Genomic DNA, 25,009 nt, shown 5'->3' with positions numbered 1-25,009 from the left:
ATTTTAAATTTCATACTTATTGGCACATTATGTAAATAAATGACCCAACTATTCATTATATAATCAACGCCTTAAATAAGTATGATTTTAAAGTAAAAAATACCCACTTAAGGAATAAGGGAAATGATGAGAGTTTTATTGGGGACAGCATGTATCGCATTTTTAACATCGACAACTTTTGCAGAAGATATCGTGGGAACTTGGCGTTATATCGATGACAAAACTGGTGAAGCAAAGGGACTGGTTAAAATTGAAAAACAAAGTAACGGTACTTATGCGGGTACAGCATTAAAAGCAACACCACGCCCAGGCTACACTCCAAAAGAATTTTGCACCAATTGCCCTGCACCTTATACCAACAAGCCAATTATTGGCTTACAGGTAATCTCTGGGCTAAAGACAGATGATCATGTGAGTTATACTGATGGGAAAATTATTGACCCAGTTTCAGGTAAAATCTATCGCTTAAAAGGTAAAGTCAGCCCAAATGGCAAGAAACTATTTCTTCGTGGATATTTAGGTATTTCAGCAGTAGGTCGTAGCCAAACATGGTTACGTGTCGAGTAATAGCATAATTTAATTCATAATAGACATGACAGTTTTATCTCAATCAAACTGTCATTTCTAAGCATCTATTTTGAATGATTTTTAAATCAGTTATTCACAGCAAGTTGATATAAAAAATCTAAATGTGTGGCAGCATCACCCTTATCTAAATTGAGATCACTGGCACGCCCACCCAATCTCAGTGCAGGAAGATAACAATACATTTGATTATCAGTTAATTTACCATATTGAGTTTGCGCCTTTACTAAGGCTGATTTTTCTAAAAATTGCTCAATGATCTCATCATCACAAATCCAGTCATTAAAAAAATCTGTTAATGACCAAGCTGTTACCCCAATATCCGAGTTGTGCGGGTCGATAAAGGATACATCCTCATCGCCATCTTCGCTTAATAAACGATAATAAAACACCAAACCAAATGCCGAAATAGCAATGGGTAATCGGGTCATATCAGGTTGATCTTTCATTAACCATGCCCAAAGTACATCTTGATAAAGCTCAGGGTTAATGATCTGTAGCAAACCATTACCATAGAAGCCAAAACCATGATTTTGCCAAAGCTCTAAGAGCGCTTCAGGTAAATATGCTTGATATTTTTTTACAGTTTCAGGGCTTACTGTGTTTCCCGCCTGATCTACTGAAAATTTATTGATAAATGTTTGTAATTGCATAAGTATCTTCTTTAGCCCTGCTTATACTTTCCATTCAAATCCACTAAACGCATCATCTTCTTTTAATGTACTTTCTACAGCATTTGCCAATTGCTTAATCATGCTCTGGGTTGCAATCTTCTTAAACCATGCTTGCTCTTCATCAGCATGTGCTGAAATTTCACAAGTTAATAATCCTTGATCATTTAAATGACAATTAACCCCCAAACCAATTGGATGATTTTCTACGCTGACAGCAAGGTCTTCATCGGAGTGTGTTGTTTCCGCTTTAAAGCCATATTGAGACAATTGTTTTAACAACAAAGTCGTCACGTATTCCTGAGTGACATAACATACATTTTCACCATGATTGTGACTGTTACTATGATTCTCACAGTTTGCTGTAAATTGTAATGTTCTCATTGCTTCATCCAAAAGGCTTTATAGTTGTATGGTTTTAGAATAAGCAATATAAACAAAACAGCCAAGCATTTGCTTGGCTGTTTTTAATTAATTATACAAATATTAGACAAGGACTGATTTATTCCGTGACTTCAATCTGAAGCCCCGCCTGATTGGTGAGTTCAGTAAATGTGGGGAAACTTGTTGCTACTGTTTCAGTGCCAATAATCTTAATCTCGCCAGAGTTACGTAAACCCGCCATCGAAAAACTCATTGCAATACGATGGTCATGGTGCGATTCAATTTCACCGCCAGAGAAAATAGCAGACCAGTCGCCCGATTTACCTTTTCCTTCAATGATGATGCCATCATCAGTTGGCGTACAATCAATCCCCATGGTTTTTAAACCATCTGCCATCACTTGGATACGATCAGACTCTTTAACCCGTAATTCGGCAGCACCTGTTAACACCGTTTTCCCTTCAGCACATGCAGCAGCAATAAACAAAGATGGAAACTCATCAATTGCCAACGGTACTTGATCTTCAGGCATATGAATGCCTTTCAGTGTACGGGTACCACGGATACGTATATCAGCAATCGGCTCACCGCCTGCAATTCGTTCATTTTCAACAGTTAAGTCTGCACCCATTTGCTTAAGGATTTCGATTACACCTGTACGAGTTGGATTAATCCCAACAGCTTCAAGGGTAATATCTGAACCTTCAGTAATGGCAGCACCCACCATAAAAAATGCAGCAGAAGAAATATCAGAAGGCACTTGAATCTCTGTCCCAACCAACTTGCCACCACCTTGGAGTGAAATACGGTTACCTTCCGTTTTCACAGCATAACCAAAAGCACGTAACATACGCTCAGTATGGTCACGGGTTGGTTCAGGTTCAGTCACAGAGGTTTCTCCCTCTGCCCATAGACCTGCCAATAAAATTCCAGATTTGACTTGCGCAGATGCCATTGGCAAATCGTAATGAATCCCTTTCAGTGCTTGAGCGCCAGTGATAGAAACAGGCGGAGTACCACGTTCACCCGTGGTTTGAATTTGCGCACCCATTTCACGTAAAGGTTTTGCAATACGCTCCATTGGACGCTTAGACAAAGACGCATCACCCGTCATCACAGAGTCAAACTGTTGTGCTGAAAGCATGCCTGAAAGCAAACGCATCGATGTACCAGAATTACCCATGTACAGTGCCGTTTTGGGTGCTTTTAAACCATGAATACCCACACCATGTATGATCACTTCACCATTTTTAGGGCCTTCAATACTGACACCCATATCACGAAATGCTTGAAGTGTTGCTAAAGCATCTTCACCTTCTAGGAAACCTGTAACATGGGTTGTACCTTCAGCGATTGCACCAAACATGATGGAACGATGTGACACTGACTTGTCACCCGGCACGGTAAATTTACCTTTAAATGTCTTCTCACCCGGCAAAATGGTAAATTGTTGTGTCACCTTATTTTTCTCCATCAAAGGTTTATTGGCGAGCATATGATTGAAATGCTGTCGTGCCGCTTGTGCATGTCCTAGCAATCCCATCAGGGCTTGTGAATTCTCATCTTCAATCAGTTGACGTAATGTCGCAAGTTGCGTTTCAAAACCATCAACTGCTTTCAATATGGCTGTTTTATTGGCAAAAAATATATCATGCCACATCTGCGGATCACTGGCAGCAATACGTGAGAAGTCACGAAAACCTCCAGCGGCATAACGGAAAATATCTAGGTTATCTTCACGATTTGCAAGCTGTTCGACCAGATTAAATGCCATCAGATGCGGTAAATGACTGGTATGTGCCAACACTTCATCATGTTTGTCCACATCCATACAAATGACTTCAGCTTTTGCAGCCTGCCAAAGCTGAATCAGTTTTTCAACTGCCCAATCAGCACTAGTCGGCAACGGCGTTAGGATCACTTTATGATTTACAAACAAGTCAACTTTACCGGCATGGACACCTGTATGTTCTGCGCCAGCAATTGGATGACCAGGTACAAAACCTACAGGAAGATTTTCACCATAAACAGCATGTGCCGCAGCCACCACATTCCCTTTGGTACTTCCGACATCGGTAATGATGGCATTTTCAGAAACATAAGCTTGAATCGTTTCAAGTACTTTCTGTGTCGCGCGAACGGGTAAAGCCAGAACGATTAAATCTGCATCTTTTACAGCGTCTACAGGATCACTAAAACCCGCAGAAATAATTCCTAAAGCTTTTGCATCTTCCAATGTTTTTTTTGAGCGTGTTGATGCAACAACATTTTCAGCAAGATGTTCCGCTGCAATCACACGGGCTAGACTTGAACCAATCAATCCAAGTCCAATAAAAGCAACTTTTTTAAATAAAGGTTGTGACATAACGATTTTGAACTACCTATTTCACAACGACATCAAAGCACAGCAATCGGATATGAACCCAGTACACGTACTTCTTTAACCAGTGGGCGAATATCTTCAATCGCCGCTTTAACATTGTCCTGTTCCACATGACCTTCAAGATCAATGAAGAATACATAAGCCCATTTTTCAGGTAATGCTGGACGGGTTTCAATACTGGTCAAACTAATGTTGTGTTTTGCAAATGGTGCAAGAATTTCCAATAAAGCCCCTGCACGGTCATGTGCTGAAATCAGTAATGAGGTTTTATCATTGCCACTTTGTGGTACTTTTTCACGACCAATGACCAAGAATCGTGTGGTATTTTCAGGATTATCTTCAATATTGCCGTGGAGAACCTCTAAGTCGTAAATACTTGCAGCCACATCAGATGCAATTGCTGCTGAATGCCATTCATTGCGTATACGGCGAGCAGCCTCTGCATTTGAGCTTAAAGCTACACGTTCTACACCCGGATAATGTGCATCCAACCACTTACGACATTGCGCAAGGGTTTGTTGATGTGCATAAATTTGTTTAATACTGTCTTTACGGGTATTTGAAGAAATCAGGAATTGGTGATGAATACGCAATTCAACTTCACCAATCACATTTAAATGTGATGCTTTAAAACAGTCTAAAGTATGGTTGACTACACCTTCAGATGAGTTTTCAACTGGAACTAAACCATAATGTGCACTGCCCGCTTCAACTTCACGGAACACTTCATCGATCGTTGGTAGTGGACGAACCACAGCATCCTGACCAAAATGTTTTAATACAGCAGAATGGGTATAAGTACCGACTGGACCTAAAAATGCAATACTTTGTGGTGCTTCAAGTGCCAAACATGCAGACATAATTTCACGGAATAAACGTGCCATGGTTTGATCTGACAATGGCCCTTCATTGCGCTCCATAACTTGACGTAAAACCTGTGCTTCACGTTCAGGACGATAAAATAACGGATTCTCTTCTGCTGCAAATTTTGCTTTAGCAACTGATTCGGCCAGTTTTGCACGGCGATTGATAAGTTGTTGGATTTGCTGATCTACAGAGTCAATATCTTCACGGATTTGAGCAAGATCTAGAGAAGTCGTTTTTTGATCATCGTTGATCATTGTTATGTCGCCCTTTAAAGTCGAGAATTACGAGAAGTCTATGTTTTAGACCACTGACAGTATAACAATAGTTCAGTTTAATTTGTTGGGCAATAGTGCATTTTTCAATGTTTCACTTCCAACTTATATATTGAATAAAATGTCATCACTTTATAAATTTTCTGACCACAAAATGAATTACAAAGCAGCTATAGAATTTTAAACATTGCGCTCTATGATAAAAAGCATAAGCGCATTTCGAGTCATAGAATATGAATAAAAAAATCGCTGTTCTCATTACCCATGATTTCGAAGATGCGGAATATCATCATCCCGTTGAAGCTTTTCGAGCTGCAAGCCATTCTGTGCGCAATATTGAAAAGTCTGCGGGGAATATTGTGTATAGCAAACAAAGAAAATCTTCGGTCAGTATAGATTTAGGCATTGATGAAATCTCTGTTCGGGATTTTGATGCTCTGATGATTCCGGGTGGCTATTCCCCTTATCATCTTAAAGAAGATGAACGCTTTATTGATTTTTTACGTAATTTTGCCAATGCGCAAAAACCTATTTTTTTATGTTGTTACAGTAGCCATTTGCTTATCGATGCACAAATTGCCATTGGACGGCGCTTAACCTCAATTGAAGATATCCTCAAAGAACTTAAAGAAGCTGGCGCTGTGGTTTTTGATCGCGAAGTGGTAAACGACAACAATTTATATATTTCTTCACGTTCAACTTTTGAGTTACCTATCTTTATCAATGAATGTTTAAATGTATTAAGTGCTTAATCCCTAAACCTTGATAATAAAAAACCTTCTTTAAATAAAGAAGGTTTTTTATTTGAATACTTTATCGTTGCTATTTATTTATGCATTATCGACCAATGATGCCACGCGCCACGATTTCTTTCATGATTTCATTTGTTCCACCATAAATACGCTGAATACGTGCATCTACAAAGAAACGAGAAATTGGATATTCGGTCATATAGCCATAACCACCAAACAGTTGTAACAAGCTATCGATGATTTTCATCTGCATATCAGTACTAAAACTTTTTAAAGCCGCTGCTGTTTCAACATCCAATTTACTTTGTTTATATAAAGCTAAATTTTGGTTATAGAATGCTGCTGTTGCCAACTCATCAATTTTTGCTTGAGCCAAAACAAAACGCGTATTTTGGAAGCTGCCAATTTTCTGACCAAATGCTTGACGTTCCTGTACATACTGAGTGGTAATATCGATTGCACCACGAATTGCACCAAGTGCCGTTGCTGCAATTGCAGTACGTTCACGAGGTAACTCTTGCATCAAATAGGCAAAACCTTGACCTGCGCTACCTAACAATTGATTTGCTGGAACTTTAACATTATCAAAGAACAGTTCTGAGGTATCTTGCGAATGCAAACCAATTTTATCGAGGTTGGTGCCCTTTTTAAATCCATCTAGATGTGTATCAACCAATAAAAGTGACACACCTTTTGCACGCGCTTGTGGATCAGTTTTTGCTGCCAATACCACTAAATCTGCATGCTGACCATTTGAAATAAACGTTTTAGAACCATTCAAAATATAATGGTCACCATTTAAAATTGCACTACTACGCATCCCTTGTAAGTCTGAACCCGCGCCCGGTTCCGTCATCCCTATTGCGCCCACCACTTCACCTGACACCATTTTCGGTAACCAGTATTGTTTTTGTTCTTCGTTGGCAATATGCAAAATATAAGGAGCTGCTATTTCTGAATGACATGAAATTGCGGTAGACAAGGCACCATAGCCTGCACGTGCAGACTCTTCAACTAACATCAATGAATATTCAGTTGGAACGCCGTAACCACCATACGCTTCAGGCACATCCACACAAAGATAGCCATTTTCACCCAATAATGACCATACTGAACGTGGCATTAAACCTTCTTTTTCCCATTGCTCATAAAATGGAGCAACGTGTTCACTCATAAAACGTTTAAAGTTATCACGAAAAAGTTCTAAATCTGCATCATATGCCAACATGTCTTGTATTCCTTTCAATCTGAGTTTTTGATTTTATGATCCCTAGCATGCTAATCATTTTTTACGGACTTGTCATGACCACATGAGGTCATTTTTTCTGAGCATTTTTGCGAATAAAGAAAAGACTTTTCTATAAAAAAAGAGTAATCAGCTTTCACCAATTACTCTTTAGGTTGTCAATAAACAATTAAAACTTAGAATTTATCGTCTTTAAACATCGGTAAAGAAGAATTTAGCTTGGTGATCTCACTCATCAATTTATTCACGACGGATGGAATTAAGGCATCTGCCATTTGTGCAGCCTGCAAACCTAACTTCTCGCCAAGTGTTGGCTTACGACGTGTTTGAATCACATATACATCATGTTGTGGCAGTAAGCTCAGCAAATATTCATCTGAAGTTTGCAATTTATCCACTAAATTTAAATTACGCGCATCTTCACCATACCAATGTTCACCTGTAGCAACTTTTTCCACATTGAGTTGTGGGCGATATTTTTCAACAAAATGCTTAAATAATTGATGTGTTTGTTGTAACTCTTCTTCAAATTTTGCTTTACCTTCAGGAGTGTTTTCACCAAACATCGTCACAGTACGTTTAAACTGACCAGCAGTATATAGCTCAAAATCAACATGATGCTCTTTCAACAGTCTATTAAAATTGGGCACTTGAGCAACAACACCAATCGAACCAACCACAGCAAAAGGTGCAGAGACGATTTCACTTGCGATACATGCCATCATATAACCGCCACTCGCAGCTACTTTATCCACACAAATCGTCAGATTAAAGCCTGCATCACGTAAACGAACTAATTGTGCAGCTGCAAGACCATAACCATGCACCATACCACCTGGGCTTTCTAAACGTACGATGACACGATCACGCCCTGCTTTTGCTGTCGCAAGAATTAAGGTAATTTCTTCTCGTAAATTCTCAACCGCTGAAGCTTGTACATCTCCTTTAAAATCCAATACATAGATTTTTTGATTATTCTTTTTACGTATACGAGCTTCTTTTACAAACTGTTGAGTCAGTTGAAACAGTTCCAATTTCGATGCAGTAGACTGAGCAATTCTTTTTCTTTGCTCATTAATTCGAGCATTTAAATGACTAATGCGAAGTTCTGCGGGTACTTTAGGTAAATGGAATAACATAGAATTTATAATCTCGAATATTTGAGGAAATGCTTTTCTAATAAGATGCGGACGGATCAGGTAAATTTCAATACACTTTTTGAAAAATTCGACAAAGCTAAACTCACTTAGGCTATATAAAGTATAAAAGTCGGTCTTATTAAGACTTTTGAAAATACAATAACCAAATTTAAGTTATGAATAATATAGCTTTTTTTTATACTTTAAAACGCATTAAAATTCGAGTAAAGATGCACATCGTGAATAAATTAAGATTTTATTAATAGTTTTTACATCTAAGTTAAGCTTTGATGATTTCATTATATTCAGCGACTTTATCTTGAAAATAAGCCAAATGCCACTTAGTAGAACTTTTGCTGGCTTTTCTTATGACAAATTCACATAAAAAAACATAGACATGTTTATATCAAACGAATAATACAAATAAACATATATCACACATTTTTAAAATTTATATTAGCTTATTTAACAGCTCTTTTTATCTAAATAACATATTTGTTATTTTGATTAAACTATTTAAAATCAACACGTTAAAAAGAATAATTACATTTTTAAAATTTATGAACATTTGCGTGTCATTTCTTTAAAAAATGTTTAATTTTATCAACATCAAGGATAAGGATTGAGTATGGATATCTCCTCACACGATGAACACCTCCCCCCTAAAAAACAAAAGTTTTATCAAATCCTCTATGTTCAGGTTATTTTTGCCATTGTACTTGGTATCCTTCTTGGACACTTTTGGCCAGATATTGGTGCAAGTTTAAAACCATTAGGTGATGCATTTATTAAACTGGTCAAAATGATTATTGCACCTGTTATTTTCTTGACGGTTGTCACTGGAATATCAGGCATGAAACATATGGGAACTGTAGGACGAGTAACCGGTAAAGCGATGCTTTATTTCCTAACATTCTCTACACTCGCATTAATCGTCGGGATGATTGTTGCCAATATTATTAAACCAGGACAAGGTTTAAATATTGACCCTACATCATTAAAATCAGAGAAAGTTGTTGAGTACGCTGAAAAAGCACATGACGCTTCGATTGTCGACTTCTTGCTGAATATTCTTCCAACAACCATCGTTAGCCCATTAACCAGTGGTGATATTCTACAAGTTCTATTTGTTGCCGTATTATTTGGTTTATCCTTAGCTGCGGTAGGCGAAAAAGGTCAACCGATTGTAGACTTCTTAAATAACCTTACAGCACCCGTATTCCATTTAGTTGGAATGCTGATGAAATTTGCTCCGATTGGTGCTTTTGGTGCAATGGCATTTACAATTGGTAAGTATGGTATTGAAAGTATTGGAAATCTTTTACTTTTAATTATGACGTTCTATATCACTGCCTTACTCTTTATTTTGGTTATTTTGGGTGCAGTGGCGCGCTACAATGGATTTAGAATTACAGATCTAATTCGCTATATCAAAGATGAATTATGGTTAGTTTTAGGGACCAGTTCATCTGAAGCCGCACTTCCATCATTGATGCGTAAAATGGAAAAAGCAGGCTGCGAAAAATCTGTAGTCGGCTTGGTTATTCCTACTGGTTATTCATTTAACCTAGATGGTACCAACATCTATATGACGATGGCGGCGCTCTTTATTGCACAAGCCTGCAATATCGATTTGAGTATTCAAGACCAAATCTTATTATTGCTCGTTGCAATGCTAAGCTCTAAAGGCGCTGCTGGTGTTACAGGTGCTGGATTTATTACCTTAGCAGCCACATTATCTGTTGTTCCAGCAGTTCCTGTTGCAGGTATGGCTTTGATTCTAGGTATTGACCGCTTTATGTCTGAATGCCGTGCACTGACCAATTTAGTCGGTAATGCGTGTGCAACGATTGTTGTGGCACGTTGGGACAATGCTTTAGACAAAGACAAACTGGCTGCTGCATTCGCTCATCCGAGTAAAGCACACTATGACGCTAAAGCAGTTGAACAACATCGTGAAGATCCAATCGATTAAAAACATACTATAAGCAATCTTGGTAATAAGAAGGAGCTTTTGAGCTCCTTTTTTATATAAAGCAACTATGAATAGCTCAGAAAATTACAAATAACAATCAACTGCTATTCGCATATAAAATAAAGCCCTAACTGAAAAATATGTTTAATACACAAAGCTTAAAATGATGTATGTCTTAAAAAAGCCTTTGTTTAATTTCCCGCTCTTATAAGCTCAAATAATTAAGCATTTATTTCATGGCACTTATATTGAAATATGAACGCATAGCTCATCTATTCCTACCTCTTAAATTATTTAGCCTTACCCATTCTTATTAAATTGGTTTTATTAAAAAATACTAGACTTAACTAAAACTGCATTACATCCCTATTTCAGCACCCAACAAAGAAAAGATTTAGACAATCAATTTATTATTTGGCAGCTTAGGTTTTTAATTTTTTTGATCTACCATTCTCATAAATTTAATTCATTTTCTCAAATTTTTATATGCTTTATCTATAGAAAAAGAGCCTTACGGCTCTTTAATTTCACAACTAAACTGGACTTAATCAGTGCTCGACTTAACCAAAACGACCAGTAATATAAGCTTCAGTCAATTGGTGATCTGGTTGAGTAAAGACTTTCTCTGTAGAGTTAACTTCGATTAAGTCTCCTAAATGAAAGTAGGCTGTACGGTCAGAAACACGTGCTGCTTGTTGCATGGAGTGGGTTACAATTGCGATTGTATATTGTGCAGAAAGCTCAGAGATTAACTCCTCAACTTTTGCTGTCGCAATCGGATCAAGTGCAGAACATGGTTCATCCATTAAAATCACGTCTGGGCTTACAGCAATTGTTCGCGCAATACACAAACGTTGTTGCTGACCACCAGAAAGACCTGTGCCTGGCTGACTTAAACGATCTTTAACTTCATCCCACAAACCTGCTTTACGCAAACTATTTTCAACAATCTCTTCTAAATCATACTTATCTTTGGCTAAACCATGTAGTTTAGGCCCATAAGCAACATTATCAAAAATTGATTTAGGAAACGGGTTTGGTTTTTGAAATACCATTCCGACTTGAGCACGAAGCAATACAACATCTAGATTTGGATCATAAATATCTTGATTATCTAAACGCACTTTACCTGTTACACGACAAGTATCAATCGTATCATTCATACGGTTTAAGGTGCGTAAAAATGTTGATTTACCACAACCTGATGGACCAATAAATGCAATCACTTCATTTTCATAAACTTGAAGATCAATACCCTTAATCGCTTCAGCTTCACCATAGTAAACATGCACATCTTCAGCACTAATTTTCACAGTTGTATTTTTTTCTTTCTTCGGCGTCGAAGACTCAAACTGGGATACAAAAGAAGTGCTTGCTTGCTTTTGCTTACTGTCAGTCGATGTAAATTGAGATTGTTCAGAATTCACGGTTGTATCCTGTCTTAAGGAATTTTTAGTTTCTACAGTATTCATCTCTATTCTGCCCTCTTTTACCAGCGAACTTCAAATTTCTTACGTAACCAAATTGCAAAGCTGTTTAGACCGACCATGAGTGCCAATAACACAATGATGGCTGCAGCCGTACGCCCTTCGAAGAAGTTACGTAATTCATTACCTTGCCATAAGTAAACTTGAACAGGTAAAGCCGTAGATTGGTCTAATGGAGATACTGGAATATTTGCAACGAAAGCACTCATACCAATTAAGAGTAATGGTGCTGTTTCACCCAATGCATGAGCAATACCAATAATCGCACCTGTCATAATCCCTGGCAGAGCCAAAGGCAATACATGGTGGAATACTGTTTGTAAACGAGAAGCACCTATACCTAACGCCGCTTGACGAATTGATGGAGGTACTGCTTTCAGTGATGCACGAGTGGTGATAATTACTGTAGGCAAGGTCATTAAACTTAATACCAAACCACCGACCAAAGGTGCGGATATAGGCAAATGCATCCAACCAATAAAAATGGCAGCGCCCAATAATCCAAATACAATCGATGGAACCGCTGCAAGGTTATTGATGTTTACCTCAATAATGTCTGTGATAAAGTTTTTTGGTGCAAACTCTTCGAGATAGATCGCACTTGCCACGCCCAATGGAATAGAAATCGCAATCACAATTAACATCATGAACAATGAACCCATAAATGCACCTGCTAAACCTGCTGTTGCAGGTGAACTTCGTGAATCAGGGTTAGTGAACATTTGTGTGTTAAAAGTTCGGTTAATAATCCCTTTTGCGGCCAAATCATCTGAAAGTTGACGTACTTCTGGGCTAAGTTGTTGTTGCTCATCAGGTAATGAACGATCGATATGACCTGCTAACCAAACATCAATATTAGCATCAGCAAGGAAGTTGAGTTCGACTGTTTTACCAATCAATGCAGGATCTTTGAAGACCATATCACGGATACGATAAGCTTCTGAGCTGGTGTAAACACCCGAAAGATCATCTCGACGGCTTTCAAGTGTAGGATCTTTTGCAATGATTGCATTTACAATCAAGGCATCCCAATCAACCATACCCATTTTAGTTTGCCAGTCTACATAACGCTCTTGAAAAACAGCAGGAGACTCCCCTACTTTTTGCGTTGGTTTTGGTCCTGCATCAATCATAGCGGGATCAAAATACACAGGTACAGTCATGCTTGCTTGCCAAAATGCTGGCAACCCTTTGTATAAAATACTTCCAAATAAGATTGCTACAAATGCCAAGCCAGTAATCACTGCTGAAAAGCCAGCAATACGGAAGGTCTTTTCTTTACGATGGCGTTTTGACAATGAGCTAGCAATTTTAGCTTTACGTTTTTCTCGCGACTCAGCAGCGGCTTGAGGATCAAATACATTTTGATCCACAGGAGATGTATTTGATGTACTCATTCGTATTGCTCACGATATTTACGCACAATATAAAGTGCGACAATGTTTAAACACAATGTAATGGTAAATAAAGTTAAACCCAGTGCAAATGCAACTAATGCCTGCGGACTTGCAAAGTCTGTATCACCTGTTAATTGTTTTACAATCGTTACTGTTACTGTGGAAACAGCTTCAAGTGGATTGATATGTAACAATGGACTATTACCAGCAGCGAGTACTACAATCATGGTTTCACCTACCGCACGAGATACTGCGAGTAAGAATGCACCAGTAATACCTGGTAAGGCAGCTGGGAGAACCACTTGGCGAATAGTTTCAGATTTGGTTGCACCTAAACCTAACGAACCATCACGCAAAGCTCGCGGCACTTGAGTAATAATGTCATCTGATAAAGAAGATACAAATGGGATAATCATAATCCCCATTGCAAAACCCGCTGTTAGTGCGCTAGTCGCATTAACTTCAACGCCAATAGAATCACCAATTGATTTGAAGATTGGACCAAGCACCATCATGGCAAAAACACCATAAACAATGGTTGGAATACCCGCTAAAACTTCAATTGTTGGCTTTGCCCATGAACGGAATCGAGGTGAAGCATATTCAGCAAGATAAATTGCAATCATTAGACCCAGTGGAACAGCAACCAGTAGTGCAATACCACTGACCATGAGTGTTCCCCAAAGTAATGGTAGCAAACCATAACTTCCTTCGGCATTTCCTGAAGTACTAAACCCAGGATTCCACTCTGTACCAAAGAAGAAGTCGATTGGACTTACAAACTGGAAAAAGTGCATCGCTTCACTGAACATCGACATCACAATACCCACAGTTGTGAGAATCGCGACACCAGAACAGAGGATCAAAACAACATTAATAGTTTTTTCAACTTCGTTACGTGCACGAAATTGTTGACTAATTCTTTTTCTTGCCCAAATCAATCCAAGGATCGCAGCACACGTTACCACAGCAAATTTTGCAAACGAGCCAATTCTTTCAAATTTTGAGAGTTGTTCTGCAGCTGCAACCTCATAAGCTGCTGGCGTATCTGTCACACCAAAGCCAGAGGCAATTGCTTTAATACGATCTACCAGTACATCTACCCCAGCTGTATCTAGCGATGAAGCAACAGTTGCTGGAACATTTTTTAAAATTAGATGTTGTAAAACACTTGGTTCTACCAAATTCCAAACAATCAAAATTAAAAAAGCTGGGATTCCACACCACAACGCCACCAAAGAGCCATAGTAGCCAGGACGCGAATGTAAAATTGCAGTGTTATTTCCCTTACCTGCTAGGCTTCGGCTTTTTCGTAGCCCGATTTGATATGCGATAGCGATTAAAGCCAATAACACGCCAATGAGTAGCAGATTCATGTATTCTCCACCGTTTTTTCAATTTCAATGCTTTGAAAAAACTCTACTTAGCAAGGAAAGCCGATGGTAGTCACCCACCATCAGCTCCATTATTGCGGTTTTATTATTTACCAGCTTTAAAACCAGCTAATACTTTTGCACGTTCAGCATCTGACAATGAAATCAAACCAGCTTTGTCTAACTTAGAACCTTTACCAGATACCTTCTTGTTAAGGAAGTATTCAGTATATTCTTTTAAGCCTTTGATTGACTGTAAGTGTTCACCTTTTACATAGAAGTATAAAGGACGAGATACAGGGTAAGTACCATTTAAAACAGTTTGCTCAGAAGGAACAACGTTGTTCACTGTCGCAACACGTAATTTATCTTTGTTTTGGTCATAGAAACCTAAGCCAAATACCCCTACCGCACTTGGAGATGTTTTTAAACGTGCTAGAGTTTCAGTATAATCACCAGCAATTTCAATTACTTTACCGTCTTTACGGAAGTTAGAACATGCTTTTTTCTGTGCATCTTTGTCTAACTTTTTGAAGTAATCGTAAGTTTCGCAACCCGCTTCAACCATTTTCTCTTGGAACACTTCACGTGTACCGTGGTTAGAAGCTGGAACAACTAAAGTAATTGGCTCATTTGGAAGCGATTTATCAATTTGGTTCCAACGTGTATATGGGTTTGGTACCAATTTACCATTTGATGGTAATTCAGCTGCTAGGGCTGCAAATACGTGTTGTGGACGTAATTTATAAGCTGCTTTACTTGCATTTGAAGCAAAAACGATACCGTCATAACCGATTTTTATTTCTTGGACTTTGTTTACGCCAGCTTTTTTACACGCTGCGATTTCAGTATCTTTAATTTTACGTGAAGCATTTGCGATATCAATTGTGTTATCGCCTACACCTGAACAGAACTGTTTAAGACCAGCAGAACTACCGCCTGAGCCAACTACAGGTGCCTTAAATTGAGGGAAAGTGTTACCAAATTCTTCAGCAACAATACTCGCATAAGGAAGTACAGTAGAAGAACCAGCGATTTGGATGGTATCACGAGCATTTGCTGCTACTGCTGCCCCTGAAACTGCTAATGCAAGTGCGATGTGATTAATGCGCATTCTTTTCTCTCTTAAATAAACTGCAATTTTGAAGTACACCACTTCTTGTTGTGTAGTACTTTTCGGATAATTGCATTTTGATTTTAAAATATGACAAATAAGTTACAGCTTTATGACGCTTTTATGATATTTGATAATTCACATTTGATTTTATTAAAAATCTTTTAAATTCAATATGTAATCAACTGTGTGCTATTTTTTAAATTTGAGGATATTACAATTCAAATTGTAATATTTCATGTGTATGTCACAAAAACTGTATTAACGTTTACATACTTAAAGCGACAATATACGTCGTATCAACCTTATTTACTCATCTAAAAACCTTTAAAATAAATAAAAAAGTGCAATTTAAATAATGAGATTAAACCGTAAAGAATGGCATGAAACTTTTCTAAAAATGGTAGCCTCAGCTAGCATGATTACATTCATTATCTATATGAGCTGTTGGATCATTTACTTTTTATTGGCACAAATTAGTCAATACAATCTGATCCAAAATATTGTCATTAGTTTTAGCTTCATCAGTTTATTTATATTAACCATGCAAACCTTACGCTCAATGTATCAAGTCTACTATTTGCCTTTAATGAATAGTTGCAGGTTAAATTATCAAAAAATTATTTTCTTTTGCAGCAGTTTCTCCATCGCACTTATTGTACTCAGTTCTTTTTTATTAAATTTTGGAAAAATGTTAAAAGATTATTACAGCTAAGCCTATATATGGAAATCCACCGCTTATCATGCTTAGTAGTCAATCATGTGTTCTCTTTTTTTCCATCATTACGCATAATAATTGAAATTTCAAAGAACACAGCATTGTTTTATATTCAAATGAGCATTCCATAAAAGATTTGAATATGAATAGCAAAACGCTGAACAGCTTTAACCCAGACCTCCCCGTTCATATGAGCTTCTCCGAACATGACTGGCAACTCTTAGCCCAATATTGGTATCCAATTGCATTAGCAAGAGATATTACTGAGCAACCACTCGGAACCATGTTGCTGGATATGCCATTGGTCATTTATAAAATAGGTGCTGAAATTATTGTTGCCAAAGATGCCTGCCCACATCGCGGTGTTCCGTTAAGCATCGGAACAAATGATGGTCAAGGTATCGTTTGCCGTTATCATGGTTTACGCTTTGGTGAAAATGGTAAATGTAATCGAATCCCTGCTCATCCCAATCATAAAATTTCGGACCGTTTCCACCTAAAAACCTATGCTGCTGTTGAACGTTATGGATTAATCTGGTGTTCACTTTTAGCAAAAGAACAGGATATAGCCAATATTCCAAATATGCCGCATTGGGATGAGACCGCGTACCAACAACTGGTTTGTCCTCAAGTCGATTTAAAATGCTTTGCTGGTCGACAATTGGAAGGCTTTATCGATGTTGCCCATTTTGCATGGGTACATCCAGAAACTTTTGGTGACCCAGAAAATACAGAAGTGCCTGATTACACTACGCAAGAAACAGACTATGGTTTTAGTGCTGATTATATCAGTAGTGTAGGTCGTTACCCGATTGGTCTAGATCAATTAGGACAAGCGGATTTTCAATGGTTACGCCATTTTGAAATTCATTTGCCTTTTACCGCAACATTAACCATTCATTTCCCCAATCAAGCGAAACAGGTCATTATGAATGCTGCCTCGCCCATGACAGCACGTAGTACTCGATTATTTGCCCCCATTTGTCGTAACTATGATCAAGATTTACCAATAGAAGATGCTTATGAATACAACCTTAAAATCTTTGAAGAAGACCGTTTGATCGTTGAGACACAAAAACCAGAATATCTACCTTTAGATTTATCCATTGAGGCGCACTTCCCTGCTGATCGCAGTTCAAGTATGTATCGCCGTTTATTAAAAAAAATTGGATTTAGCCCATTCTTCGCTGCATAAATCAGTTTCATCACCATGTTTTATAGAAGTCGATCTGGCTTCTTTAAAACAATAAAACCTGAATGTATCGTTCTATATATTTATTATTTTTCAAGTTGATTAAATTTAACTCAAAAGTTTCTATTAAAATTGCACTCTTCGTTTAAAAGATTAAAATGCAAATTACATAAACGAAGTGACTCCAATTAGGTGGTATAACATGCAACAAATGTGGTCAGACATCGATACCTATATCGAATCACATTTAATTCCTGAAGACCCAATCCTCATACAAACATTAAAAAACACTGAGGATAAAGGATTTCCAGACCACCTTGCTGTTGCCGCAAATCAGGGCATGTTATTGCAAATGTTGATTCAAATGAACAAGTGCAAACGTGTTTTAGAATTAGGTACTTTTGCAGCGTATAGCACCATGTGGTTAGCCCGTGCGCTACCTGAAGATGGCTATATTTTAACGATTGAAGGTCGTGATACACATGCTGCTTTAGGTCAAGAAAATATAGATCGTGCTAATCTAAAGCAAACCGTTGAATTAAAATGTGGTCGCGCAGCTGATATTTTAAAGAATTTGCCTGAAAGTACTAAAGCTTTCGACTTTATTTTTGTCGATGCAGATAAACAAAGTTATCCTGAATATTTAGAGCTAAGCTTAAACCTTTCACATTCTGGAACAGTCATTGTTTTGGACAACGTGATTCGTGCTGGTGATATTCTTGACCCAGCGAATATTAAACCAAGTATTGAAGGGATTCGTGACATGTATAAAGCTATGCAAAACCATCCTAAAATTCTGTCATGTACTGCTTTACAAACAGTTGGCAGCAAAGGACATGATGGTTTTGCCATTGCAATTGTGAAATAAACCATTGTAACCTAAATTTAAAAGCTGCTATTTATATAGCAGCTTTTTTGTAGCTATGATTTTAACAAATCTATTCAAGCTTAGATCATCTTCCTTAGAGTTATCCCCTGAACTTGTTTGTAGAATTGTGGATAACTCAATAATGATTTAATAAGCCTATGAAAATAAAATATTTTTAATTGTCGATTAATTTTCAACCAGTTAAATTCACAGTTCATTAAAAAGCTATTGCATTTCAAAATGCAATATTTTTATTAAATTTTTTAATCAAAAAAAATGCCACAAATCCCATTATTTGTGGCATTCCATTTCTTCTGTTTCATCCATCTTTTGACTTAATATCGACGGTGAAGTTGCTTTTTTTTCCTAAGATAAAACTTATTTTGCGACTAACAATGGAACAGAGGCATTTCTAAAGATTGAGGTTGTCACACTACCTAAAAAGAACTGGTGAATCTTACTATGACTAAAAGCACCTAGCACAATCAATTGAATTTGATGTTGATTTTGATAATCCAAAATATTTTCAGCAACATCACCATAACGATATTCTACTACTACATCCAGACCCGCATCTTTTAAACGTTGCGCAGGCTCATTGAGAATTTCAGGATGATCACCGACATAAAGTAAATGACATTGTAAAAGTTTAAGTAAATCACTTTTTTCAACACGTTTTAGCATTTTTTGACATGTTTCAGAAAGCTCATAAGCAAAAATAAAACGGGTTGGGGGTTTAAATGTTTGCCCAACAGTTAATACAGTACTTTTCGTTCCACGAATAAAGTTTTCAACATTACTGCCCAATATTTTATTCTTCTCAGCTGAACGCTCACCAACTCGACCGATTACAGCGATATCATCTTCAGTCAACTCATTAAAGCTTTGTTCTAGAAAATCACCTTTGGCTTGAATTTGAATAGGTCTGATATTGTATTTTTCTTGAATCATTTCTGAAATATGCTTAAGTAAATTATTGCTGTAATCCAGTGCTAATTCACTTTGCTTTTGTTCAAGCTCAGCCAGCTCTTTAAGCAACATCGCATTACTTTCGAAGCCAATTACCCCACTAATTTCCCCTAAATGATAACTTGCAGGGTAATAATCCAATACTTGCAATAAAACCAGTTCACGACCAGTTTTTTGAGCAATCCATGCGGCTGCTTCTGCCAATGCATTGATGCACGGAGAAGAGTCAATACAAGCCACTACTCTGTTCATTTTAACCTCGCTTTAGCTTTACAGCTTTGGGTCTATATTATTTAAATTAGCACAAGTTTTTATAAGTTTGGACAACTTTATGTAATTAATTCCATAATTTAATTATGTATTTGTACAAACTGTGCATTCATTCACGATAACGAATAAAACGTGCTGGGTTTCCAGCCACAATTTCTCTTTCAGCCACATTTTTAGTGACCATACTATTCATTCCAATTATGGCATGTGAAGCAATTTTTACCCCATCTTTTACACCAACGTGTGCCCCCAACCAAACATCTTGACCAATTTCAATGCCTTGGGAAGTCACAGCTTGTTGATAAACAGGAATACTCAAATCCATACCATGATCAAAAGCATAAAGATGACAATAGGCGGCTATACGGACTTGATCATGTAATTTAATACCGACTTTACCCCCATCTAAAATACAATGATGGTTGATCGCAACTTCATTACCAATCTCTAGCGGCCCATGCAACGTACAATCCGCTGCAATAAAAGTATTATCCCCAATGAGAATTTTCCGACCAGGCTCAGCAAAAATATGAGCCAAAGGTGAAATAAAACAATTTTTACCTATTTCAACAGTTTCCATTGCCATTAAATACGCTTGGTACTGCTGCTGCCACTGCTCCGCCCAAACTCGATTTTTCGGTTTAAGTGAATAATACAGCCATGGCATATAGTTTAAGCGATGCTTATGTTGTTCACGATATTTTAGTAATGGATCTTGCTCATTCATCAATGTCTTCCAACAATTTAAGTTGCTCACGCCCACGCGTTACATCTTGAACTTTTAACTTAAGTGGATCAATTTGATGTATTTGTAATAATGCCTCAACTTCAACACCATCAGCGGTATATTGTTCTTTATACTCAATGTCTTGGGTATTTAATTCATACTGAAAAATCGACCATTCGCTGAAGTGGCATTGAAAATAAATTTTCTTCTTTTCAATCAGTTCTATTTTCTCAGCCAAAAGCAAACATTGCCCTGAACAGCCGCCATAAGCCCGAACTAAACCACCTGTACCTAATTTGATGCCACCATACCAGCGATTGACCAATACAATTGTGTTGGTTAAATCATTACCCTCAATGGTTGCAAGGATTGGTCGGCCTGCTGTACCTGAAGGTTCACCATCGTCATTAAAACGAACATTATGACCTATTTTCCATGCCCAGCATTGATGTGTTGTTGTTAGATCTAAATGTTTTTCCAGAAATATTTTAACTTGCTGCTCATTTTCAACAGGTGCTGCAATGGCTTGAAAGCGACTCTTTTTAATGTCTTCCTCAAAAATCGTTTCAGATACAAGTGTATAAACCATAATGAAAATAAAGTATTCAAACTCAATATATTGTCATTATAACGTGCTTTTAAAATACATGGGACAATAAAAAACCCTAAGCGAACTTAGGGTTTTTCAATTTACTGACTAAATTATAGAACAAGCTGATGATTTTGAAGCAAGAGTTTCAAGATATCATCTTCCGTTTTGCCATTAAATGCAGCACCTGATTGCGCTAAATTATCCAATTGGAGTAAATCGGTTTTGCCAGTGTACGTAGTTCCTGCACCATCACGATCTAGGGTGAGAGTGACATTATTACCATCAACTCTTACACCAAGATAGTTTTTCAGATAGTTTGCCGATGCTGTTAAATCGGTTGTGATATTTGCACTATTAAAACCAATCAGTAAATCAGAAATATCTATGATGTCTGCATTCGTATCAGTGTTCACATTTCCTGAATGGAAGTCTGTCCAATGATCGACGCCATTTCCACCACTTGCACTCGCACTTTCTAATACATGATATACAAGCACATCTGAACCTCCATTACCCGTAAAGGTATCATTCAGTTCACCACTAATCAGTGTATTGCGGAGAGCATCACCAGTGGTTAGTGCATCAACTGTTACAGTAAGAGATGCTGTATGATCTTGACCAAAAACAGAGAGTTTATAATCGAATACTTCTTGACGACCGATTACTCCCGCACTTGGTGTATAAACATAGCTTCCATCACTTTTCACGAACAGACTGCCATACTCACCTTGCACTGTCACACCATTATATCCAACCTCTACAAACTGACCATTACCCGTATCAATACTAAATTTAGCATAAGATGGATTATAGGTATCGTCTGTCAACATGTTGCCAATAATTGGAGCTGCGGTTACTGGGCCAATTTCATTATAATGGGTAATATCTTGCGCTAAGCTCACTGTAGCATTAAATCCTAAACCTATATTACCCGATGCAGATGCTGTAATTGTATAGGTTCCTGGCCCTAAATTAGGCATGTCGACAGTTATTGAACTTCCAAGTGCATTGAGAAGAGGCTTACCGGTTATCGTCCCAACAACTGTACCATTTTGATCTTTGATTGTAAGAACAATCGTTGGCAATAGAGAAACTGAAAGTGCTGGGATATTTACTTTAACTACAACATGAGAAGAGTCTGTATTCGCCACACTAAATGTCGTCGGAGTATAAGTACCAGCACCACCACCTAATGAACCTGCCACTGCAAAACTAGCACCTTGATTCGCTTCACTTACTGTTTGTACCACATTCGTTACAGCACCAATAGCGACATGCTCTGCATTGTCTAAAATAATTGGAGCTGGAAGAGATATATCATTTTGAGGGTTTGCATTATCCCAAACCACGCCAGAGTTATCACCATCAATACGAATATTTAAATTCGCTGTTGCTTCACTGCCATTAAAGTCCCTGATCGTGTAAGTAAATGTATCTACCTTGCCAATATCTGCAGCATCACCATTACTCACATATTTATAATGTCCGTTTGGAGAAATATAAAGTGTTCCGTAAGCACCTACAACAACCGTGTTTGCACCTGATAATGTGACTGCAGGATCACCCACTTCATTGGCCACTTTAGTAACAAATGTTGTTGTATTTACTTCATCTGCACCATCCACACTTGAAATTACATTTCCTTCAATGGTACTTGAACCCAAATATTTATTGGTTTGGTCTTGCATGGTTAATTCAACACCACCAAATAACTGGGCAGATGCTGTCGAATCCAATAAATTCAAAATTTGTTGTAATAAACCAGAATCCGTTGGTTTCTCTTGTAGCGCGATTGTATAAACGCCGGGTGGTAAATTATCTATATTAATCTGACCAGAATAATTAAAGATAATGCCCAACAATCCAGGTGGCGTTAGTTTTACAGCATCTTCCACAATGAAGTGCTCTTTTTGTATAACGCCGTTTTCATCTACATATTGACGTTCAAGTACAGCATTGAAAAACTTATCAGCTGTTCCTAATAAAGCACCAATAAGTCCACCTATCGCAGCACTTACAACGCTACCGCTCACATTGACATGAATACTCGATGTGCTGTTTTCTTCAACTTCAAAATTAAATGGTACGGTATTACCTAAAGAGATGTTTAGTCCGAGTAAATTTACACCTAATAATTGAGAAGCTCGTCCTTGTTCACCAACATCATCACCCACAGATTCATGATAATTTTTAACAGTTGCAAGGTCATCATTTGCCACAACTTGATCTACATGATCTGGTGGAGTCAACTCTCCAGGATCTGCTGGTGTTCCTGCAATATTAATAATGATTTGAGCAATATCCGATGTTGTTCCATTAGACAGTTTATAATCAAATATTTCAGTTTTTCCTAAAGCCGCCTCTCCAGCTGTCACAGTATAAGTAAAGACTCCTGTTAGAGTATTAATTTCAAGGTTGCCATACTCTCCTTGAATCGTAACAGTACCTGATGCAACAGATGAACCATCTATTTCAATAATCGAACCACCACTGACTACATCTTGCCCATTGCCATTATCAGCAAAAACATTACCTGTTAATTCATAGTTAGCAAAAACTTCTTCAGTTCCAGTTACACTGATATTTGTTTTTTCATAAATCGTTAACAAGTTTGACAATAGAGGAGCAACAGCAGCATCAACAATGTAATCAATTACTCCAATTGGTAATACGTCCAGTAGCTGGTTAACTACGCTTGAAAGTGGTAAGCCAATTGTATTAACAGGGATTAAAATTGTATTGACTAAAGCAAGTATTGGAGCACCCAAAACCGGGCCGAGTACTGCAGTAATTGCTGCCCCGATAGCTGCAGCATTTGAAGCCCCCAGAATTTCCCCTTCACCACCAAGATCACTAATAGCAACATCTTTGAGTAAGGTTGTTAGAGCACTATCATCTGCCTGAACGGCTACCGTATAATTACCTTCTGGTAAATTAGTAAAATCAAGCTTAATTGAATCGTTGCTATTTACGACACCAATGATTCCAATACCACCAACAGTGACAATACCACCTTGACTCGTACCACGTGCAACCTCCACTGGTCCATTGGTAGTTTGCTGATAAATAACAATCTGAACAGCCTCACCGACCGAAATCAGATCTTGTTGCGAAACCGTGACAGAAATATTACCAGTCGACCCCTTACCTGCATTGCCTGTTGTTTGTGGAATTGAAAAATCTAGACCGGTAGCATTATTCCCCAAGATATCAACCACTGCGATATCTGAACCAGCAACTTCTGTACGATCAATACGAGTTTCCTGACCTAGATCCAATGCAAATTCATCATTTACAGCATTAAGTGGCGGAATAATAACCGAACCATTGGTCACTGAAGTTGGTGGAAGGGTTACTGCATCATTGCCCGCAATGTCTTGAATCGCATTTGGATCATTACCTGCTGTTGGATCGGTATAACCCACTTGCACCGCTTGACCTAAGGTCACTGGAGCACCCAAGGTTAACACCACGCTACTACCCACCACTAACACACCCGTGATCGCAACCACTTGACCATCCGCTGTCACTGCGAAGTCGCCTGCAACTGGTGGATTTAATGGATCAAGTGCTTCATTGTAGTTCAGCGTTAAGGTCGTACCCAATGGATCAACTGTCGCATTGACAAATGTTGGTGCTGTAGTATCGCTCGGAATAACCGAACCATTGGTCACTGAAGTTGGTGGAAGAGTTACTGCATCATTGCCCGCAATGTCTTGAATCGCATTTGGATCATTACCTGCTGTTGGATCGGTATAACCCACTTGCACCGCTTGACCTAAGGTCACTGGAGCACCCAAGGTTAACACCACGCTACTACCCACCACTAACACACCCGTGATCGCAACCACTTGACCATCCGCTGTCACTGCGAAGTCGCCTGCAACTGGTGGATTTAATGGATCAAGTGCTTCATTGTAGTTCAGCGTTAAGGTCGTACCCAATGGATCAACTGTCGCATTGACAAATGTTGGTGCTGTAGTATCGCTCGGAATAACCGAACCATTGGTCACTGAAGTTGGTGGAAG

19 protein-coding genes are annotated in these 25,009 nt (G+C 38.1%); 5 read left to right on the top strand and 14 right to left on the bottom strand.

Going from position 1 to position 25,009, the window contains the following annotated elements; genetic code table 11:
- The first annotated feature begins 123 nt into the window (after nt 1–123).
- Nucleotides 124–567 (top strand): DUF2147 domain-containing protein, encoded by a 444-nt coding sequence (locus WFN33_RS18055; protein WP_336954415.1) that lies wholly within the window; start codon nt 124–126, stop codon nt 565–567.
- Nucleotides 568–653: 86 nt separating this feature from the next.
- Here the strand turns inward: WFN33_RS18055 and WFN33_RS18050 are convergent, their stop codons facing one another.
- From WFN33_RS18050 to pheA, 4 genes are all read right to left on the bottom strand, one after another.
- Entirely contained in the window at nt 654–1,238 is a 585-nt protein-coding gene (locus WFN33_RS18050; protein ID WP_336954413.1) for a GAD-like domain-containing protein, read from the bottom strand.
- A 21-nt stretch (nt 1,239–1,259) separates the two neighbouring features.
- On the bottom strand, nt 1,260–1,640 hold the full coding sequence (locus tag WFN33_RS18045) for a hypothetical protein (protein ID WP_336954412.1): 381 nt from the start codon (nt 1,638–1,640) through the stop codon (nt 1,260–1,262).
- Nucleotides 1,641–1,758: 118 nt separating this feature from the next.
- A complete protein-coding gene (locus WFN33_RS18040; RefSeq protein ID WP_336954411.1) occupies nt 1,759–4,005 on the bottom strand; it encodes a bifunctional prephenate dehydrogenase/3-phosphoshikimate 1-carboxyvinyltransferase in 2,247 nt (748 codons plus the stop codon).
- Nucleotides 4,006–4,037: 32 nt separating this feature from the next.
- The gene (gene pheA / locus WFN33_RS18035; protein ID WP_004719240.1) at nt 4,038–5,144 is read right to left on the bottom strand and encodes a prephenate dehydratase; all 1,107 of its coding nucleotides are present in this window, start codon (nt 5,142–5,144) and stop codon (nt 4,038–4,040) included.
- A 251-nt stretch (nt 5,145–5,395) separates the two neighbouring features.
- On the opposite strand from pheA, the gene WFN33_RS18030 reads away from it, so the two are divergent.
- Nucleotides 5,396–5,914: a DJ-1/PfpI/YhbO family deglycase/protease gene (locus tag WFN33_RS18030; RefSeq protein ID WP_336954410.1), complete on the top strand. Its 519-nt coding sequence runs from the start codon at nt 5,396–5,398 to the stop codon at nt 5,912–5,914.
- Nucleotides 5,915–5,999: 85 nt separating this feature from the next.
- Here the strand turns inward: WFN33_RS18030 and WFN33_RS18025 are convergent, their stop codons facing one another.
- Together WFN33_RS18025 and sohB are read right to left on the bottom strand one after the other, a co-directional pair.
- Complete coding sequence (locus WFN33_RS18025) at nt 6,000–7,142, bottom strand: acyl-CoA dehydrogenase family protein (RefSeq protein ID WP_224963824.1); 1,143 nt, start codon at nt 7,140–7,142, stop codon at nt 6,000–6,002.
- Nucleotides 7,143–7,336: 194 nt separating this feature from the next.
- Complete coding sequence (sohB, locus tag WFN33_RS18020; protein WP_336954479.1) at nt 7,337–8,308, bottom strand: protease SohB; 972 nt, start codon at nt 8,306–8,308, stop codon at nt 7,337–7,339.
- Nucleotides 8,309–8,927: 619 nt separating this feature from the next.
- Here sohB and WFN33_RS18015 point away from each other — a divergent pair.
- Nucleotides 8,928–10,274 (top strand): dicarboxylate/amino acid:cation symporter, encoded by a 1,347-nt coding sequence (locus WFN33_RS18015; protein WP_004719230.1) that lies wholly within the window; start codon nt 8,928–8,930, stop codon nt 10,272–10,274.
- A gap of 560 nt (nt 10,275–10,834) precedes the next feature.
- Here WFN33_RS18015 and pstB read toward each other — a convergent pair.
- The 4 genes from pstB to WFN33_RS17995 all read right to left on the bottom strand — a co-directional run bounded on the left by pstB (nt 10,835) and on the right by WFN33_RS17995 (nt 15,645).
- A complete protein-coding gene (gene pstB, locus WFN33_RS18010; protein ID WP_336954409.1) occupies nt 10,835–11,746 on the bottom strand; it encodes a phosphate ABC transporter ATP-binding protein PstB in 912 nt (303 codons plus the stop codon).
- 17 nt (nt 11,747–11,763) lie between these two features.
- A complete protein-coding gene (gene pstA, locus WFN33_RS18005) occupies nt 11,764–13,158 on the bottom strand; it encodes a phosphate ABC transporter permease PstA (protein WP_336954408.1) in 1,395 nt (464 codons plus the stop codon).
- Nucleotides 13,155–14,534, bottom strand: a complete 1,380-nt coding sequence (pstC, locus tag WFN33_RS18000; RefSeq protein WP_336954407.1) for a phosphate ABC transporter permease subunit PstC — start codon at nt 14,532–14,534, stop codon at nt 13,155–13,157. Before pstC ends, pstA begins: the two co-directional genes overlap by 4 nt.
- A gap of 103 nt (nt 14,535–14,637) precedes the next feature.
- Nucleotides 14,638–15,645 (bottom strand): substrate-binding domain-containing protein, encoded by a 1,008-nt coding sequence (locus tag WFN33_RS17995; RefSeq protein ID WP_096734464.1) that lies wholly within the window; start codon nt 15,643–15,645, stop codon nt 14,638–14,640.
- Nucleotides 15,646–16,505: 860 nt separating this feature from the next.
- On the opposite strand from WFN33_RS17995, the gene WFN33_RS17990 reads away from it, so the two are divergent.
- Together WFN33_RS17990 and WFN33_RS17985 are read left to right on the top strand one after the other, a co-directional pair.
- A complete protein-coding gene (locus WFN33_RS17990; protein WP_336954406.1) occupies nt 16,506–17,558 on the top strand; it encodes a Rieske 2Fe-2S domain-containing protein in 1,053 nt (350 codons plus the stop codon).
- 199 nt (nt 17,559–17,757) lie between these two features.
- Nucleotides 17,758–18,423: an O-methyltransferase gene (locus WFN33_RS17985; protein WP_336954405.1), complete on the top strand. Its 666-nt coding sequence runs from the start codon at nt 17,758–17,760 to the stop codon at nt 18,421–18,423.
- A 378-nt stretch (nt 18,424–18,801) separates the two neighbouring features.
- Here the strand turns inward: WFN33_RS17985 and WFN33_RS17980 are convergent, their stop codons facing one another.
- From WFN33_RS17980 to WFN33_RS17965, 4 genes are all read right to left on the bottom strand, one after another.
- The gene (locus WFN33_RS17980; RefSeq protein ID WP_336954404.1) at nt 18,802–19,644 is read right to left on the bottom strand and encodes a universal stress protein; all 843 of its coding nucleotides are present in this window, start codon (nt 19,642–19,644) and stop codon (nt 18,802–18,804) included.
- 127 nt (nt 19,645–19,771) lie between these two features.
- The gene (locus tag WFN33_RS17975) at nt 19,772–20,389 is read right to left on the bottom strand and encodes an acyltransferase (RefSeq protein WP_336954403.1); all 618 of its coding nucleotides are present in this window, start codon (nt 20,387–20,389) and stop codon (nt 19,772–19,774) included.
- Nucleotides 20,382–20,978: an IMPACT family protein gene (locus WFN33_RS17970; RefSeq protein WP_336954402.1), complete on the bottom strand. Its 597-nt coding sequence runs from the start codon at nt 20,976–20,978 to the stop codon at nt 20,382–20,384. The genes WFN33_RS17975 and WFN33_RS17970 overlap by 8 nt, the downstream gene beginning before the upstream one ends.
- A gap of 113 nt (nt 20,979–21,091) precedes the next feature.
- Nucleotides 21,092–25,009 (bottom strand): beta strand repeat-containing protein (locus WFN33_RS17965; RefSeq protein WP_336954400.1); only part of this gene is annotated, 3,918 nt, incomplete at its 5' end.

Source organism: Acinetobacter sp. AS167, from assembly GCF_037152175.1.
Lineage (GTDB): Bacteria > Pseudomonadota > Gammaproteobacteria > Pseudomonadales > Moraxellaceae > Acinetobacter.
Note: the sequence above shows the minus strand (reverse complement) of the source record. Positions and strands in the feature narration are given on the sequence as shown.